The sequence below is a fragment of the Pseudomonas sp. B111 genome (assembly GCF_026428275.1).
In the GTDB taxonomy this organism is placed as follows: domain Bacteria; phylum Pseudomonadota; class Gammaproteobacteria; order Pseudomonadales; family Pseudomonadaceae; genus Pseudomonas; species Pseudomonas aeruginosa.
In genome coordinates, this window is record NZ_CP097857.1 from 3,099,378 (window position 1) to 3,115,643 (window position 16,266).

21 protein-coding genes are annotated in these 16,266 nt (G+C 66.3%); 1 reads left to right on the forward strand and 20 read right to left on the reverse strand.

The window, feature by feature from the left end; genetic code table 11:
* The first annotated feature begins 14 nt into the window (after positions 1 to 14).
* On the forward strand, positions 15 to 2,309 hold the full coding sequence (gene bglX / locus M6E97_RS14280; RefSeq protein WP_003087736.1) for a beta-glucosidase BglX: 2,295 nt from the start codon (positions 15 to 17) through the stop codon (positions 2,307 to 2,309).
* A 102-nt stretch (positions 2,310 to 2,411) separates the two neighbouring features.
* Here the strand turns inward: bglX and pscL are convergent, their stop codons facing one another.
* The 20 genes from pscL to pcrV form a co-directional block, all read right to left on the reverse strand.
* The gene (pscL, locus tag M6E97_RS14285) at positions 2,412 to 3,056 is read right to left on the reverse strand and encodes a SctL family type III secretion system stator protein PscL (RefSeq protein WP_003087735.1); all 645 of its coding nucleotides are present in this window, start codon (positions 3,054 to 3,056) and stop codon (positions 2,412 to 2,414) included.
* Positions 3,035 to 3,655, reverse strand: coding sequence for a SctK family type III secretion system sorting platform protein PscK (pscK, locus tag M6E97_RS14290; RefSeq protein WP_003087734.1), 621 nt, complete (start codon positions 3,653 to 3,655; stop codon positions 3,035 to 3,037). Before pscK ends, pscL begins: the two co-directional genes overlap by 22 nt.
* 8 nt (positions 3,656 to 3,663) lie before the next feature.
* Positions 3,664 to 4,410, reverse strand: a complete 747-nt coding sequence (pscJ, locus tag M6E97_RS14295) for a SctJ family type III secretion inner membrane ring lipoprotein Psc (RefSeq protein ID WP_003120329.1) — start codon at positions 4,408 to 4,410, stop codon at positions 3,664 to 3,666.
* On the reverse strand, positions 4,407 to 4,745 hold the full coding sequence (gene pscI, locus M6E97_RS14300; RefSeq protein WP_003120330.1) for a SctI family type III secretion system inner rod subunit PscI: 339 nt from the start codon (positions 4,743 to 4,745) through the stop codon (positions 4,407 to 4,409). Before pscI ends, pscJ begins: the two co-directional genes overlap by 4 nt.
* Entirely contained in the window at positions 4,745 to 5,176 is a 432-nt protein-coding gene (gene pscH / locus M6E97_RS14305; RefSeq protein WP_003100725.1) for a YopR family T3SS polymerization control protein PscH, read from the reverse strand. The genes pscI and pscH overlap by 1 nt, the downstream gene beginning before the upstream one ends.
* Entirely contained in the window at positions 5,173 to 5,520 is a 348-nt protein-coding gene (gene pscG, locus M6E97_RS14310; protein ID WP_003109513.1) for a YscG family type III secretion system chaperone PscG, read from the reverse strand. The genes pscH and pscG overlap by 4 nt, the downstream gene beginning before the upstream one ends.
* 2 nt (positions 5,521 to 5,522) lie before the next feature.
* Positions 5,523 to 5,780 (reverse strand): type III secretion system needle filament protein PscF, encoded by a 258-nt coding sequence (gene pscF / locus M6E97_RS14315; RefSeq protein WP_003087729.1) that lies wholly within the window; start codon positions 5,778 to 5,780, stop codon positions 5,523 to 5,525.
* A gap of 2 nt (positions 5,781 to 5,782) precedes the next feature.
* Positions 5,783 to 5,986: a YscE family type III secretion system co-chaperone PscE gene (pscE, locus tag M6E97_RS14320; RefSeq protein WP_003100751.1), complete on the reverse strand. Its 204-nt coding sequence runs from the start codon at positions 5,984 to 5,986 to the stop codon at positions 5,783 to 5,785.
* Positions 5,949 to 7,247, reverse strand: a complete 1,299-nt coding sequence (gene pscD / locus M6E97_RS14325; protein ID WP_024947634.1) for a SctD family type III secretion system inner membrane ring subunit PscD — start codon at positions 7,245 to 7,247, stop codon at positions 5,949 to 5,951. Before pscD ends, pscE begins: the two co-directional genes overlap by 38 nt.
* Position 7,248: 1 nt before the next feature.
* Complete coding sequence (gene pscC, locus M6E97_RS14330) at positions 7,249 to 9,051, reverse strand: SctC family type III secretion system outer membrane ring subunit PscC (RefSeq protein ID WP_003109511.1); 1,803 nt, start codon at positions 9,049 to 9,051, stop codon at positions 7,249 to 7,251.
* Entirely contained in the window at positions 9,051 to 9,473 is a 423-nt protein-coding gene (pscB, locus tag M6E97_RS14335; RefSeq protein WP_003109510.1) for a YscB family type III secretion system chaperone PscB, read from the reverse strand. Before pscB ends, pscC begins: the two co-directional genes overlap by 1 nt.
* 33 nt (positions 9,474 to 9,506) lie before the next feature.
* The gene (gene exsD / locus M6E97_RS14340) at positions 9,507 to 10,337 is read right to left on the reverse strand and encodes a T3SS regulon anti-activator ExsD (protein ID WP_003109509.1); all 831 of its coding nucleotides are present in this window, start codon (positions 10,335 to 10,337) and stop codon (positions 9,507 to 9,509) included.
* Positions 10,338 to 10,434: 97 nt separating this feature from the next.
* Positions 10,435 to 11,271, reverse strand: a complete 837-nt coding sequence (gene exsA, locus M6E97_RS14345; RefSeq protein ID WP_003120334.1) for a T3SS regulon transcriptional activator ExsA — start codon at positions 11,269 to 11,271, stop codon at positions 10,435 to 10,437.
* Positions 11,272 to 11,568: 297 nt separating this feature from the next.
* Positions 11,569 to 11,982 (reverse strand): YscW family type III secretion system pilotin ExsB, encoded by a 414-nt coding sequence (gene exsB, locus M6E97_RS14350; protein ID WP_003109507.1) that lies wholly within the window; start codon positions 11,980 to 11,982, stop codon positions 11,569 to 11,571.
* A gap of 8 nt (positions 11,983 to 11,990) precedes the next feature.
* On the reverse strand, positions 11,991 to 12,236 hold the full coding sequence (exsE, locus tag M6E97_RS14355) for a T3SS regulon translocated regulator ExsE (RefSeq protein WP_003117722.1): 246 nt from the start codon (positions 12,234 to 12,236) through the stop codon (positions 11,991 to 11,993).
* Between the two features lie 8 nt (positions 12,237 to 12,244).
* Positions 12,245 to 12,682, reverse strand: a complete 438-nt coding sequence (gene exsC / locus M6E97_RS14360; protein ID WP_003100769.1) for a type III secretion system regulatory chaperone ExsC — start codon at positions 12,680 to 12,682, stop codon at positions 12,245 to 12,247.
* A 125-nt stretch (positions 12,683 to 12,807) separates the two neighbouring features.
* Positions 12,808 to 13,695, reverse strand: coding sequence for a type III secretion system translocon subunit PopD (popD, locus tag M6E97_RS14365; RefSeq protein ID WP_023095814.1), 888 nt, complete (start codon positions 13,693 to 13,695; stop codon positions 12,808 to 12,810).
* 11 nt (positions 13,696 to 13,706) lie between these two features.
* Positions 13,707 to 14,879, reverse strand: coding sequence for a type III secretion system translocon subunit PopB (popB, locus tag M6E97_RS14370; RefSeq protein ID WP_003087710.1), 1,173 nt, complete (start codon positions 14,877 to 14,879; stop codon positions 13,707 to 13,709).
* Positions 14,860 to 15,366: a SycD/LcrH family type III secretion system chaperone PcrH gene (gene pcrH / locus M6E97_RS14375; protein WP_003100779.1), complete on the reverse strand. Its 507-nt coding sequence runs from the start codon at positions 15,364 to 15,366 to the stop codon at positions 14,860 to 14,862. Before pcrH ends, popB begins: the two co-directional genes overlap by 20 nt.
* 8 nt (positions 15,367 to 15,374) lie before the next feature.
* Complete coding sequence (gene pcrV / locus M6E97_RS14380) at positions 15,375 to 16,259, reverse strand: type III secretion system needle tip protein PcrV (RefSeq protein WP_015503126.1); 885 nt, start codon at positions 16,257 to 16,259, stop codon at positions 15,375 to 15,377.
* Positions 16,260 to 16,266: the final 7 nt, after the last annotated feature.

Consider the following 16,266-nt stretch of genomic DNA (forward strand, 5'->3'; position numbering starts at 1 on the left):
ACGAGAAAACATGCATGAACAGGCTGTGTGTACTGGGGCTTCTCATCGGGCTGAGCGGGAGCCCGGCACTGGCGGCTGGCCAGGGCGAATCCGGCAATCCACCGGCTACCGACAAGGAGCGTTTCATCGCCAGCCTGATGGCTCGCATGAGCAACGCGGAAAAGATCGGCCAGCTACGCCTGGTCAGCGTCGGCGCCGACCATCCCAAGGAAGCGCTGATGGCGGACATCCGCGCCGGCAAGGTCGGCGCCATCTTCAATACCGTGACCCGCCCGGACATTCGCGCCATGCAGGATCAGGTCCGCCATAGCCGCCTGAAGATCCCGCTGTTCCATGCATACGATGTGGCCCACGGCCACCGCACCATCTTCCCCATCAGCCTCGGCCTCGCCGCCAGCTGGGACCCCGAGGTGGTCGCCCGCAGCGCGCGGATCTCCGCCCTCGAAGCCAGCGCCGACGGGCTCGACATGAGCTTCTCGCCGATGGTCGACATCACCCGCGACGCGCGCTGGGGGCGGGTCTCGGAAGGCTTCGGCGAAGATACCTACCTGACCTCGCTGCTGTCCGGCGTGATGGTCCGTGCCTACCAGGGCTCCAACCTGGCCGCCCCGGACAGCATCATGGCGGCGGTCAAGCACTTCGCCCTGTACGGCGCGGCCGAAGGCGGCCGCGACTACAACACCGTGGACATGAGCCTGCCGCGCATGTTCCAGGACTACCTGCCGCCCTACAAGGCCGCGGTGGACGCCGGCGCCGGCGCGGTGATGGTCTCGCTGAACACCATCAACGGCGTGCCCGCCACCGCCAACCGCTGGCTGCTGACCGACCTGCTGCGCCAGCAGTGGGGCTTCAAGGGGCTGACCATCAGCGACCATGGCGCGGTGAAGGAACTGATCAAGCACGGCCTCGCCGGCAACGAGCGGGACGCCACGCGCCTGGCGATCCAGGCCGGTGTCGACATGAACATGAACGACGATCTCTACTCGACCTGGCTGCCGAAGCTGCTGGCGGCCGGCGAGATCGACCAGGCCGACATCGATCGCGCCTGCCGCGACGTGCTGGCGGCGAAGTACGACCTCGGCCTGTTCGCCGATCCCTACCGGCGCCTGGGCAAGCCGGACGACCCGCCGTTCGACACCAACGCCGAGAGCCGCCTGCACCGCCAGGCCGCCCGCGAGGTGGCTCGCGAAGGACTGGTCCTGCTGAAGAACCGCGACGGCCTGCTGCCGCTGAAGAAGCAGGGGCGGATCGCGGTGATCGGCCCGCTGGCCAAGAGCCAGCGCGACGTCATCGGCAGTTGGTCGGCAGCCGGCGTGCCACGCCAGGCGGTAACCGTCTACCAGGGCCTGGCCAATGCCGTCGGCGAGCGTGCCACCCTGCTCTACGCCAAGGGTGCCAACGTCAGTGGCGACCAGGCGATCCTCGACTACCTGAACAGCTACAACCCGGAAGTCGAGGTCGATCCGCGCTCCGCCGAGGCGATGCTCGAGGAGGCCTTGCGCACCGCGCGCGACGCCGACCTGGTGGTCGCCGTGGTCGGCGAATCGCAGGGCATGGCCCACGAGGCCTCCAGTCGCACCGACCTGCGCATCCCGGCCAGCCAGCGGCGGCTGCTGAAGGCACTGAAGGCCACCGGCAAGCCGCTGGTGCTGGTGCTGATGAACGGCCGACCGCTGTCGCTGGGCTGGGAGCAGGAAAACGCCGACGCGATCCTGGAAACCTGGTTCAGTGGCACCGAAGGCGGCAATGCCATCGCCGACGTGCTGTTCGGCGAGCACAACCCCAGCGGCAAGCTGACCATGTCCTTCCCGCGCTCGGTGGGCCAGGTACCGGTCTACTACAACCACCTGAACACCGGCCGGCCGATGGACCACGACAACCCCGGCAAATACACCTCGCGCTATTTCGACGAAGCCAACGGCCCGCTCTACCCGTTCGGCTACGGCCTCAGCTACACCGAGTTCAGTCTCTCGCCCCTGCGCCTGTCCAGCGAACGGCTGGCCCGCGGCGACACCCTGGAAGCGCGGGTCACGCTCAGCAACAGCGGCAAGCGCGCCGGCGCCACGGTGGTCCAGCTTTACCTGCAGGACCCGGTCGCCAGCCTCAGCCGTCCAGTGAAGGAACTGCGCGGGTTCCGCAAGGTGATGCTGGAGCCCGGCGAATCGCGGGAGATCGTCTTCCGCCTCGGCGAGGCGGACCTGAAGTTCTACGACAGCCAGCTCAGGCACACGGCCGAGCCAGGCGAGTTCAAGGTCTTCGTCGGCCTGGACTCGGCGCAAACCGAAAGCCGCAGCTTCACCCTGCTCTGAAGGCGCCGACCGCACCGCCAGCGTCGCCGCCGCGGGCGAACGGCAGCGCCTCAGCCCTCGGCCCGGAGCCAATACCCGGGCCGGGGGCGGCGCCTGGTTCCCTCAACCGGCGTCCCCTTCCTCCTCGCCGCTCCGCGCCACGCCCTCCGTCAATGCGGCCTGCAACGCCGCCAACTGGCTGTCGAGCGATGCGTCGATGATCCCGATCTCGGTTTCCAGGATGCAACCGCCCTGGTCCAGCCGGGCATCGCCGACCACTTCCAGGTAGCCCACCTCGGGGAAATCCTTGAGCACCCGGGCGACCTGCTCGCGCACCGCGACCAGCTGTTCCGGCTGGACGTGCAGGATCACCTGCTTCTGGTTGCTCACCAATGCCAGTGCCTCGCGCGTGGCCGCCAGGGTCAGCTCGACAGCGTCGTAGTGGCGCAACACCTTGCGCACCGCCTGCAGCACCACCTCGCCAAGCTGGCGATCGACCTGCCGGTAGTAGCGATTGCAGCGCAGTAGCGTTTCCTGGATCAGCCCGGCCTGGCGCAGACGCGCCTCCTCCAATCCGGCCTCCCAGCCCAGGCGCTTCTGCTCCTGGTAAACCTCGTGGGCCTCGCGCTCGATTTCGGCGGCACGCTCGCGTGCCGCTTCCACCAGGCGGTTGGCGCTGAGGTAGTCCTGGTAGTCGCGGGCGCGCAACAGGGCCTGCCCGGGGGCCAGCCGTACGCGACTGGCGTCTAGTTCAACAAATGGAAGCATTCATCGCTCGCTTGTCGGGCGACCTTCAGGCACAGGGTCCGCGCCAGGGATCGCCGTTGTTCGTCGAAGGTCCAGTCCGCCGGGGCCGGCATGGCCTCCAGGCGCAGGCGCAGGCGCCGCGAGAAACCGCAGTCGGCATCGCTACAGGCGGCCAGCCAGAAAGCCAGGCCGCAGCGCCGGAAATAGCCGTCTTCCGGGTTTTCCGGCAAGGCCCGCTGCCAGCCGGGCGGCCAGCGACCGATGAGCAGGTCGAGCTGCTCCAGGCAGAAGCGCTGGCCCTGTTCGCCGATCTGCGCGCGGATGCGCCGTACCCGCGCACCGTCCAGCACCTGCCGCAAGGCCTGGCCGTGCAGCAGCGCGCCGAGCCAGCCCAGGGTCCGTTCCAGCGCCGCCTGCGGGTAAAGGGCCAGCCCGCCCAGTTGCGCGGGCATGCGGAACGCGCAGTCCAGTTCCAGCTGCTCCAGCAGCCAGGCGTTGAGAACGCTCTGTCGCCGCCAGTCCGGCAGCGCCGGCAGCAACCGCAGCAATACCGCGGGCAAGTGCGACTCGTGGATGTAGCGGGCCGGGCAGAAGCGCAACTGGTAGGCCGTCAATGGCATCGCGCCGCTCAGCCCCGTTGCCGGTGCCAGAAGAACTGCGCCAGGTTGCTCGCCAGCAGCAACGCCAGCAGCAGGCCGAACAGACCGAGCAGGCGTCCGCGCGAGTGCTCCGCCACCTGGATCGAGAAGACACTCTCGAAGCGTGGCGCCAGCGGGACCTGGCGGACCCCGGCCGACGGCACCAGCACCACGCTGATGCGGTCGTAGCTGAGGCCTTCGATGCCGTTGTTCACCAGTTGCTTGATCTGCGGCACGTAGGCATCCAGTTGCACGTCGGCGGCGTGCTTGATGAACACCGAGGCCGATGCCGGCGAGGACTTCCTGCCCAGTCCGTCGCGCTCCTCGGGCAGCACCACATGGACCCGCGCCACCAGCACGCCATCGATCTCGGAAAGGGTATGGGAAATCTCCTGGGCCTTGGCGTAGTTGAGCCGCGCGCGCTCTTCGATGGGCGAGGAAATCAGCCCGTCCTTGGGAAACACATCCTTCAGCGTGGAGAAGTTCTCCCGCGGATAGCCCTTGCGCTTGAGCACCTCCACCGCCTCGGCGATATCCGATTCCTCCACCAGCAGGCGCACGGTGCCATCCTTGTCCGCCTGCTTGTCCGCGGAAACGCCCTCCGAACGCAACAGCGCCAGCATCTCGTTACCTTCCTTCTGGCTGATCCCGGTATAGAGTTCGACCTTGCACCCGCCCAACGCCAGGACCAGCGCCAGGAGCGCCATGCGCGACAGACCTTTCACCGTTCGCCTCATTGGGTCTTCATCAGGGTTTCGACGTTCTGGCTCATGCGCCCGACGGTCTTGGCGATCAGCTCTTCCTGCATGGTGATGCGCATCAGCGACCACTGCATCTGCATCAGGCTGTTGGGATCGTCGCCGGGCGTCGACAGCTCCACCTGCAACTCCTGCTTGGCCTGGCTGAAACGCTCCCTGATCTGCCCCAGTTCGCTGAGCAGGTCGCCGCCCAGGCTGCCGGCACCGCCCATCGCCCGTTCGAACTCGGCGACGTGGGCCGCGCCGGCCGGGCCGCCGGAGAGTTCTTCGAGACTGGTGATCTGCGCCTGGGCGCCCATCCGAGAGATATCCATCATGACTCCAGGTCGAGTTTGTGGCTGTTGCGCACGAGGTTGTCGAGCATGCCGTTGAGCGGGATCAGCACCTGCAATTCGCGACGCGCCAGTTGCGCCAGGTATTCGCCGCCCGGCGCATGCTCGACTGCACCGAGCAACTGGAGGAGAAAGGTTTGCTGCTGGCGCCCCAGCGGCAGTTCCGCACGGAGCATCGCCTTCAGCTCCAGGCGGTCCGCCTCCAACCCTTGCAGCGGCTGGGCAAAGCGCTGCAGCAGGCGCTCGCCGAGAGCGCCGTTCTCCAACCCGGCCAGGCGGCGTCCGGCCGCCGGCGGCTCGCCGCCGAGGGCCTGCTCGAAAGCCAGCACCTGATCGACAGCCGGCAGGTTCGCCGCCTTTGGACTGGCCGACGGATAGACGGCGAATCCCGGTGGCGTGTCGATGCGGCTCATGTCCGCACCTGGGCGCGCATGCCGGCGGCGAAGTCGGCCAGGGCAGGATCGCTGCTGCCGCCCAGCCCGGCCAGCCTGCGGTCCAGCGCGGCGCCCAGCCCCAGGTGCCACTCGCACAAGGCGAACCAGGGCTCCAGCGCCGGCCAGGGATTGCCATGGGCGAAGACCAGGGCCTCCTGATAGCGCCCCTGGTTGGCCAGGCTGGAAATCCGGATCAGCCGTGCCGCTTCGTCCTGTCCGAGGCGCTCCAGCCACTCGGCGATGCACAGCGCCTCTTCGTGGCAGTGCTGCCCGCTGCCGGCCAGCGCCAGTTCCGCCAATTCGCGTATCAGTGAAGTGTCCATGTTCAGATCTTCTGCAGGATGCCTTGCATCAGGTCGCGCAGCGCCCGGGTCACCGTCGAGTTGATGTTGTAGATGACCGACCACTTGTTGATCTTGTGTTGCAGCTCGGCCAGCAGCGCCGGGTTGTCGGCATTGTCGGTCCCCTGCAAGGCCTTGATCGCGTCGTTGACGTCCTTGTTCGCTGCGTTGGCCTGCTCCTTCAGGGCATTGGCCACGGTATCGAGGGTATTCCCCGGGTTGGGGTTGAATATCTGCGCCATGCTTAGTCCTCTGTGAGCTGCGAAAGAATGCCGAGACCGCCTTCGAGGGCCCGGGCCTGCTGTTGCAGGAATTGAAAGCGCTCCGGGCCGGCGCCTCTGGCCAGTTCCCGGCGACACTCCGCCAGCGCCGCCTGCAGACGCTGCCGGAGCGCTGCGGCATGCGTGCCGTCAGCGACCGACAGTCGCGTTTCCAAGGCTGTCATCATGGAGCACCTCCCCTTTGAGATTGATGATGAAACGCTGCTTGCCGCGGGCCACCAGGATCGACTCCGGCTCGATGGCGAGGATTCGCACACCGCGGGATGTCGAGGCGCCCACCGGGTATTTCTGGCCGTCGCCGAGCACTACATAGGGCACCCGCCCCAGCGACACCGAGCGCACCGTGAACTCCAGTTCGTCGCCGCTGGCGCGCTTGCCGCGACTGAGCAGCTCCAGGCTCGGGCGGTTACCGAACTCCTGCTGGAACTCGCGCTGCAGGCGGTAGAAGGCGCTGAGCTGGACCTCGTCGAGCGTACCGCTCAGCTCGATGCGCTCGCCGCGCTCGCGGAAACTCAGTTGCCGGTCGAGGCCGGCGTCCGCCAGCAGGCGCTCGAGGCGGCGCAGGTGCGAGCCGGCCACCCGGACCTGGTTTTCCACCCCGAGCAGGCCCGGCACCTCGGACTCCAGCAATGCGTCGATCCGCGCCCAGCGTTCGTCCTGTTCCGCCAGTTCGCCGTTGAGCCGGACCCAGCCAGGCTTGTCCGCGTTGCTGCTGAGGATCTGCCGATAGCCGAATTTCTGCAGGATGAAATCCACGCCCTGGCGAATGTCTTCCATGCTCCGTGCTTCCAGTCGGTAGTCCACGCCGCTGCCATCGAGGTAGCGCTGCAGCGCCAGGCGCCGAGCGTTGTCCTCCAGGTAGCCGCCGAGCAGGAGACTGTCGCCCTGGCGCTGCACATCCACCTCGCTCATGCCCTGCTCGCGCAGGTAGGCGCGCACCCTCGCCAGGGGCTCCTCGCCGGCCATGCCGTGCTGGCGGGCCGACCAGGGTTCGACGAGCATGCCCAGCAGGCACAGGGCCAGCGCCAGGCTGATGCCGAGCAGCCAGGCCCCGCCGGCACGGGCGGACGGCTTGCGGCGCACTGGCGCGGTCTGCGCCTCGACTTCGGGGAAACGCTCGGGAAAACGCCGCTGCGGGTCGCAGAATGCCCAGCGCAGCGGGCCGCAGGTCTGCCCGGCAAGCGCCTGCAGGATCGCTCCGGCGACTTGCGCCTGGCCGTCCTGGCGAGGCTCGCAGCCCTCCGCCCACTCCAGCAGGCGCACGCCCTGGGCATCGACCTCGAGCACCAGGTGGACTGCCGCGATGCCCTCGTCGAGCAACACCAGGTCGGCCTGCAACGGATCGCTGCCAAGCGCCACCCGGCCCTCTCCGAGCGGGACTTCGGCGCCCTGGTTCAGCCCGCTGTAGAAGCGGATCTTCCAGGCCATGCTAATTCCCGCGCTCCGCGCCGACGCACCAGGCGCCGTCCTTGGGACAGGCGCCGTCGGTCACCCGCCAGCCCTCCTGCGCACCCATCCGGCAGGGCGTGAGGAACGAACCCTGCCCGGCCTGGCGCAAGCGCTCCTGTTCGGCCCTGGCCGGCGCCAGCGCCTGGCAGCGGGCGCTACCGAGCAGCTTGCGCAACGACAGGCTCTGGTTCGACAACTCGTCGATTTCAAGCAGGCCGCCGCGCAGGTCGCGACGGTTGTTCAGCGCCAGGTAATGGCCGACGCCATCGTCGATCAGCCGAGGCTCGATGAGGAACAGCCGCACCGAGCGGCGCACGGTGTCCGCGGTAGTGCGGAACAGCGCGCCGAGATAGGGAATGTCGCCGAGCCAGGGTACCTTGCGCTGGCTCTGGCTCAGTTCGTCGCGGTAGATGCCGCCGATCAGCAGGCTCTGGCCATGGCCCACGCGGGCGATGGTATCGATCACCGTGCGGTTGATCGTGGGGATCTTGTCCAGGCCGGCGCTGTTGGGTTTCTGGCTGCCGTCCTCGATGTGCAGGCTGAGGCTGATCTCCGGCGTATCGCCGAGAGTCACCACTCGCGGCGTCATTTTCAGCATGGTGCCGTAGGTGATCGCCTTCAGCTCGGCCACCCGCTCGCCCGTGACCCGCACATAGTAGGTTTCGCTCTGGTCGAGCACCGCCTGGGTATTCTCCTGGGTCAGCAGGGTCGGCCGGGATCCGATCTGCGCCTGCCCCTGGCTCTGCAACAGGGTGACCTTGGCCAGCAGGAAATCCAGCCCGCGACTGTCCACCAGGCTGCCGACCGCCCCGTTACCGGCGCCGCCGCCCTCCTCGCTATCCTGGCCGGTGGTGCGGATCTGGATCGACTTGTTGTTGCCCAGGCGAATCCCGGCGCTCCAGTCGACGCCCAGCTGGGCGAGGTTCTCGGCATTGATGTCGATGATCGACAAGCCGACCTCGATCCGCGCCGAGGGCCGGTCGAGGGCTTCGATCAGGCGGCGATACATGGGCAACCGGTCCTTGTGGTCGCGCACCACCACCGCGTTCAGCGACGGTTCCGCCTGGACCACCGCATGGCTCGATTGCGGTCCCGGGCGCAGCTTGCCCGGCTCGTCCCCCACCGCAACCACGTTGGCATCGCTGAGCACCCGCGAGAGGATGCTGGCGATGCCCGGCGCCTCGATCTCGTCGTCGCGGTACTCGATCTTGCGGTCCTCGGCGACCGCATAGCGCAGCGGGAAGATCTCCACGCTGAGGTCGCCGGTCTTTTCGCTGCGCAGGGTGTATTGCTGCTCCAGCACCTGGGCGGTCTGCTCGACCAGTTCGAGATAGCGCCCCGGACCGGACACGTGCACCAGCCGCCCGGAAGGGTCGGCACGCCAGCCGAAGCGCGGTTCCCAGATGCCGGCGGCGGTCAGCGCGCGCTTCAGCTCGGCCTCGCCGACCTGCTCCAGCCTCACCAGCCGCGATTGCATCTCGGTGGTCTTGAATACGTACAGCACGGTGCCGTCGTAGTACCAGCCGAGGTTGTAGAGGGAGGCCATCAACTGCAGGAAGGCCTGCGGGCTTTCCAGGTCGAAGCGACCACTGACCTGGTCGTTGACCTTGTCGCTGACGATCACCGAGGCATCGTAGTTGGCGCCGAAGTTGGCCAGCACGTCGCGCAGGCTTTCGCCCTGCGCCACATAGTCGTAAGGCAGGCTGGGCCAGTCCAGCGGCTGCGCGCGCAAGACCGCGCCAGGCAGCAGCGCCAGCAGTCCGCCGATCAGCAGGCGGCGCATCAGGGACGCCACACCGGAACCTGCGGCGGCAACCCGCGGGGCAGCGGCTCCAGCTCCGGCGCCAGCGCCTCGAGCAGCCCCACCTGGGCGGCCAGGGCCCGTTCGAGTCGCTCGGGATCGAGGCCATCGAGGCCCAGCCGCGCCTGCAACAGCAGGCGCCCGTCCGCATCCAGGACGATGGCCTGGGGATAGCGCCGGCTCCAACTGGCGACCCGCGACAACAGCGCCCGCAGCAACCCCTGCTGGTCGCGCTGCGGGTCCAGGGGGGCGTGCTCCAGCGGGCTTTCCAGCAGCAGGTCGTCGCCCTGGCGCAGCAACAGGACGCTCTGTCCGTCGATGCGCAGGTGGTACGAACCCGTCCGATCGGCAACAAAGGGCCCTTGGCCCAGGCGAGTGGCCAATCCGCTCAACAGATGATCCATGATTCCTCGGTAGGGCCGGCTTTCGCCGGCCGCTCAGCTCTGCCAGTAGAAGTGATCCTGTGCCTGGCACAGGTTGCGTTCGTGCAGCCAGGCCTGGACGGCGTCCGCCGCGCCGACGTCGTCGTCCAGCCGGCAGAGAGGTTGCCAGAGGCATTCGAGGACCTCGGGGATCGGCTCGAAGCCGGCCAGCCCGCCGCTGGCGAGCAGCGTCGCCATGCCCCGCTGCCAGTTCGGCCAGGCGCTCTTCGCCAGTGCCGAAGCCGTCTCCAGCTTGCCGGCCAGTTCGGCCACCTGTTCCTGGGTGCGCGCCTGGCACTTGGCGACCCTGGCCAGTTCCTCGCGGGCCTGCTCCGGCTCCAGCTCGGCCACGCGGGACCAGAATTCGGACTTGATTCGCAGTTGCCGGGACTGGGTTTCCAGCTCCACAAGCGACAGGCGCCAGCCGGGGATCGCCTGGTCGAGCAGGCTTTCCCACCAGCCATAGACCGGCAGCAGGACCCAATCGATCATCGACTGCGGCACGGCGAGGTTGACCCGGTCGCCCAGTTCGGCGCACCAGCCGTCGTCGTCCTGCGCCGCGCAGAGGAGAATCTGCCGCACCTCTTCGCGCCCCAGTGCCAGGCCGCGCGCCAGGCGCTGCTGCAACCATTCGCAGCGGAACAGTTGCTCCAGCCGCAGGCGCGGCAGCATCCGCTGCAGCAACGCCAGTTGCCGCGCACTGATGATTCCGGACTCACGATACAAACTGCTCGATGCGTAACCCGGCACCCGACCCCGCGAGCGGGCGTCCGAGCCCACCACGGATACCCGCCTGCCGGCGAACACCGCTTCTCGGGAGTACTGCTTATCGTCTTCCTGCTCCATTCTCTGCCTTGGCTTCCTCACTACATTGCGCGCTCGTCAGAGCCTGCAATTTGGGCCGATTCTACTCATGCAGCCGCTACCGGGCTTTCAAAAAACGTCAGTTATTTTTAGCCCGGCATTCGTCCTTCCCCTGCCGCGAGCGGCTCGGTGTGCAGCCGAAACGGCGGCGATAGCTCTGGGTGAAATAGGACTGGCTGGAAAAGCCCGCCTCCATGGCGATGTCGACGATGCTCATGTCGCTGTTGAGCAGCAACTGATGGGCATAGAGGATTCTCCGCTCGCTGATCCAGGCGCGCGGCGAAACCCCGTAGACACTGCCGAACAGCTCCTTGAAGGTGGTCAGCCCCATGCCGAACTCGCGGGAGAAGTCGGACAGCTTCCACTCGTTGAGGTAGTGCTTCTCCATGAATAGCTGCAGACGCTCGACATGCCGGTTGCTCAGTTGCCGCAGGACCGACATCAGCAGCGGCCCCTGCGGACTGAACGCGAAGAGCATCAGCAACTCCTCGATCTTCAGGCAGGCGAGCATCGGCGGATGCTCATGCACAAGCAATTCCTTCAACCCCTTGACGCAACCGGCCAGCAGAGGCGTGGCAGCGAACGCGATGATGCCCGGCACGGGCTCGTCGCAACGCTCGACTTCACTCAACAGCGCGCCGAAGCGCTGGACGAAGCCTTGTAGAAACTGGGCAGATAATGGAATCCAGAGTATTCGGCTGTCCTTTCCCTTGGTACTTACGACATAGCTTCCGCGGCGGACGAAAAGCAACTCGCCAGGCGCCAGGCAAAAAGTGGAATCGATGTCCTGGACGGTCAGTTCGCCCTCGAGCAGAACATATACGCCCTCTTCCTTGTTTACCCTGTATTCGAAAGTTGGAATGTTCCAATGACAAGACGTTATCTGCTTTCGGCCAAGAGATTTGGCTCCTTGCATATTATAAGAACCCCAACACTTCCCGTCGTACCTTGAATGCCCCGCCTAGCGGAGAGGCATGAATACGCTCCGTTTTATTGATTTTCAAAGCCATGAGCACGGAGTCGATTTTATAATAATCAGGATTATCCGACGTGCGCTGATTCGCAGAGCGAGTCGGCTTCCGCCAATTAATCCAGCCTTCTTTAGAAGCGGAACAAAAGTACCAGTTTTATTATTCGAGGCCTTCCCTGACAACGAACGAGACTTGCACTTCTTTAATCTCCATACGCACTTTCCGAAACAGCAGGCAATGTATCAATCGTTGCCAGATCTTTCTTCCGGGCGAGCGGCCGTACAATTCGGAAAACAGTCGCGCCGAACCAGCCGGACCCGCTCATCGACGCCCGCCGCCACCCGCTGCCAGGCGCTCGCCTGGACCGCCGCGACGCCCACCCAGGAAAGCTCGGTGCGTAGGTACAATGCCTCGCCCTCCAACCTGTCGACCTCCAGATCGAACGCATAGCGCAACGGCAACCCGGACACCCGGTAGCGCCGCTCGGCAATCGTTTGCATCCCTCCCTGAACGACGGCATACAGGCGCAGCCTGAGTTGCGCCTGGCGCGCCTGCAGGGAAACGCCGCCCACCGAACCGCCCACCGTCACCTTCGGCGACATCGGCGCGGGCTGGCTGACGCAACCGCCGAGCAGCAACGCCAGCGGCAACAGCATCCAGCACCTCACCTGCGCCGGACCGTGCGCGCCTCCAGCGGCGTGCCGTCGCCGTCGGCGAGGCGCTGCAAGGCCTGCTCGCTGCGCGGATCGCCAGCCACGTTGCGCGCCAGCCAGCGCGCCAGCCCGGCCACGCTGGAACGGTCGTCGCCGCGAACGGCCGCGCGGGTCACCGAACGCCCCTCGAAATGCCCCACCGTCTCGGCTCCTGCGTCTTGGGACGGCTGCACCGGCGAAATCGATTCGATTTTCATGGAGCCACTCAAACCCTCATGCCGACCGCAGCGACCGCCTCGCGATCGCTGTCGCACGGCAGCAGGCGCTGCCAGAACTCGGCGTGGTCGAGCAGGTTGGCCAGGGTCGCCTCGAAGCATTCGAGGGTCAGTTGCGCTGCGAGAATCTGCGCATACAACTGGACCTTGCCGGTCAGCTCGTCGAAGCCGAAATGCAGATCGAAACGGTGCCAATGGCGGTTGAAGCTGGCGAGCTGGCGAAAGATCCCCTCGCCCAGCACATCGATGCCCGCCACATCGGCCTCCAGCAACAGACGCTCGCGCTCGGCGAGCAGCAACAGGGTGACGCCCACCTGTTCGTCGAACAGCAGGCTCGCCATGCCCTCTTCGTCGAGGGACAGGGAAGGCAAACCGATACGGCCTGCGAACTCGGCAAGCAGTCGGTTGACCTTGCTCGTTAAATCCATGGGGGCGCCTCCTAAAGCTCAGCGCATGCTAGCACCGGGCTATGCATCGCTTTTGTCACTGAGAGACTTTTCTTTTAAGAAAAAAGCCACATCGCTGTGGCCTTTTCCTCCCGCGCGGAGACGGCTCAGACCACTCCGGCCGCCGCACGCCAGGCCTGGTTATGGCTCTGGGTGTACTGCTGGATGAGCTGCAGGACGTCCTTCATGAAGCCGGCATCGAAGCTCATCTGGTCCTCGACCTTCTGCTTCTGGCTCTGCCCGATGGTGGCGTTGACCTCCTCTTCCCGGGCGCTCGCCTGCGACTCGCCCTGGCGCACCTGGACCGAGGCGTTGGCCATCTGGACGAAGGACTGGATCACCGTGTTGGCCACCTGCAGGGCGCCGTTGCGGCTCTCGAAGGCACGGCCCGCCGCGCGCAACGCCACACTGTCCTGCGCCTGGTCCGCCGCCCAGACCTTGCCGACGATCTTGCGATCCTCATCGGAGGTCTTGCCCAGCGCCTGCATCTTCGCGTCGATCAGTTCGTTGCGCCCATCGATGTTCTTCTGCAGGGTCTTCTCCTGGCTGATGGCCTTGCCGTTCTTCAACGCGCCGAGACTGCCGACCACTGCCGAGGCCAACGCGCCGACGCCGGCGATCACCGCCATGGCGATCATCAGCGTGGCGCCGCTGCGCATCTCGTCCACCTGCGCCTTCTGCGCATGGATGATCGCCTGGTTCTCGTTGTCGCGCTGGAGCACGCCCAGCTCGCGCGCCTTCTGCGCGATGCGGAAGAGAATCAGCAGAAGCTCGACGCTGCTGTCCAACTCGCTGCCGGCCGCTTCCATGCGCACCGGGTCGAGCGCCTGGCGCGGAGCGTTCAGCTCGACCCGGTCGGCCCGCGTGGCCGGCGCCTGCGCCAGTTCCGCAGCCGCTTGCGGCGTGCCGACGGAACGCCCGGCAGCGCCGGGAGCGATCGGCTCGGAGGGGATCGCGGCCTGGGTAGCCGCCAGGGAATATTGCGTATCGATCATGTGACGCCTCCTCAGATCGCTGCCGGTCGGCTGGACAGGTTGTGCAGGGTTTCACCCTTGGCCTGGAGCATGGCGAAGATCCGCTCCATGATTTCCTGGAATGCTTCCAGCATGCGGCTCAGCTCTTCCTTCAGGCGCTCGATCACGCCCTGCAGGGTGGTCAGGTCGGCACGCGATTCCTGCACGTCGGCCTGGCGGTTCGCGGCCTTCGCCTGGAATCCCGAATGAGTGGCCTGGGCCGCGCCGTTGGCGACGTCCAGGGTCAGGTCGGAAACCTGCACGCCGAGTTTCAGCGAGTGCGACAGCGATTGGCCGGCCAAACTGCCGAACTTGCCGCCCAGGTCGGCGACCTTGCTCGCCAGGCTGGCGGTCATCTCGGCCGCCTTGCCGCCGATCTTCGCGCCCAGCTTGGCCAGCCCGCCGACCGCTGAGCCGCCGAAGCTGACCACCGCCGCCAGCAGCGCGACGGCGATCTCGATACCCATCAGTGCCGGGCCGAGCTTTTCCATCACTTCCTTGCTGATCAATCCGTCCGCGGCTGCCTGCTGTACCGACTGGGAGACCACTCCCATGACACCGCCCGCGATCATCAGTGCACCCGCGGCCGCGCCGACGCCGGTTGCCACCATGATTGCGCCGACGATGATCGAAGCTATTGCACTGATCCAACCAAAGATTTTGGCTGCCAGACCGGACTTCTGGGCTTCTTTCGCGGCTTCTTCCGATTCCCTGATCTTCTGCTGGTTGTCTTCCATCTTCTGCAGGTTCTGCTTTCGCGCCTGCTCGATTTCGGTCAGCTTGAGTTTCTTCTGCTGGTTCTCGACTTCGCCGGTGATTTTCGCCAGCTCGATCTCGAACGCCTGCGGCGACATCAGGCCGGCGGACAACAGCGTCGAAGCGCCGGCCAGCACAACCTGCCGCGCCAGTCCGGCATCCTCGCCCACTGCTTGCACCAGGCTGGCGATCTCCGCACGATTGGCGACCTCCAGGCGCTGCTGGCTGGCTGCGGACGGCGGCGTCAGCGCCACCCCCGTGCCGCTCGCGGAAGCCGCGGCCGGCGCCGCCAGGCGCTCCACCCGCAGACTCTCGACATCCCTCGCGACCGGCCTGCCGAGCGCCGGGATATCCCCGGCGTCGGCCACCCCGTAGGGCAGTCCGGCGCGTTCAAGCGTTATCGGATTCATATGCTCGATCCTTTCTCGCGGTTACGGCTTCCAACATGGCGCCGGCACGCGCGGCCAGGGCCTCGTGCGCCGGCTGTGCCGCGGCCAGGGCCCGGGCCGAGTAGAAGCCACTCTCGGCTCCGTCGAGATCACCCAGTTGCAGGTGGCACTCGGCGGCATGGAAGGGAAAGCGCGGCTCGTTGATGTCCATCAGCGCGCCGTAGCTGTAGCTCTGCAGGGCCTGTTCATAGAGACCGAGGGACTGGCGGCAGGCGCCCAGGCCGAGAAAGTAGCGGGCGTCGTAGTGGTCGAGCATGCACAGTGCCTGGAAGATCTTCTGCGCGTCGTCCCACTTGCCCGCCTGGTACTGGTTGAAGCCCAGCGCATAGAGCTGCTCCAGGGTGTCCTCGCTGAGTCCGCGAAGCATCGCCAGGGTGCCGCCGTCGCGCAGGAAGGCCTCCAGCGCCTGTTGCTGGTCGGTGTCGGAAGGGGTCGCTTGCTGGTTCATGGATACCTCTAGATCGCGCTGAGAATGTCGCGCAGGACGCTGTCGTATTTCTGGATGAAGCGGTTGAGCGCCTCGACCGCCGAGTTGTAGCGGGAGCTGGTGTCGTTGAGCAGGGTGGTCTTCTCGTTGACCTTGTCGTTCAGCGGACGCGAGCGGTCGCTCACCGTGGTGGCGAAATTGCCGACCGGGTTGTTGTCCTTCTCGAAGGGGTACTCATCCCTGAGGCCCTTGAGTTCCCCGCTCTGCTTCGGCGAGCCGCTGAGAAAATCCTTGATCGACAGCTTGCCGCTGAAGGTATCCAGATTGCTCAGCAGCGCATACTCGGGGCTGTCCTTCCACCTGGGATCGCCGACGGCATAGCCATAGAGCGTGGGGTCGACCAGATCGATACCGCCAGCGTCGATCCTGATGCCCTGCTTGGCCGACAGCGCGGCGTTGATCTGCGACTGGATCACGCTGTAGACCTTCAACTCCGCGGTCAGCGCCTTGAGCTCGTCGAGCAGCGCCTTGCGCTTGCCGTCCTGGGTCTGCAGGACATCCTTGTAGACACCGATGACATCCTCGTCGAGACGGCCGTGCAGGCTGAAATAGGCCGACACCAGGAACTCGCGCAAATCCCACTGCGCACCGGGCTGCCGACGTGCCTGCAGGACTTCGCGGAGTACCTCGAGGCCCTGCCCCGGAGGCGCGGACGGATTGGCCGCGAGCAACCAGGCGAGCGCCTTGAGCACTTGCGCCTCGCTCAGCGGCTGGCCGGCGTGGGCCAGCACGATCCGCTCGCTGCGCAACAAGGCCATCAGTTCCTCCTGCTCGGCACTGGCAGGCGCCGCCGGCGCGGCCAGGAGTTCGTCCAGGAACAGCTCGCGACCGGCATTAAAGTTTCTGACTTCCATCGTGATT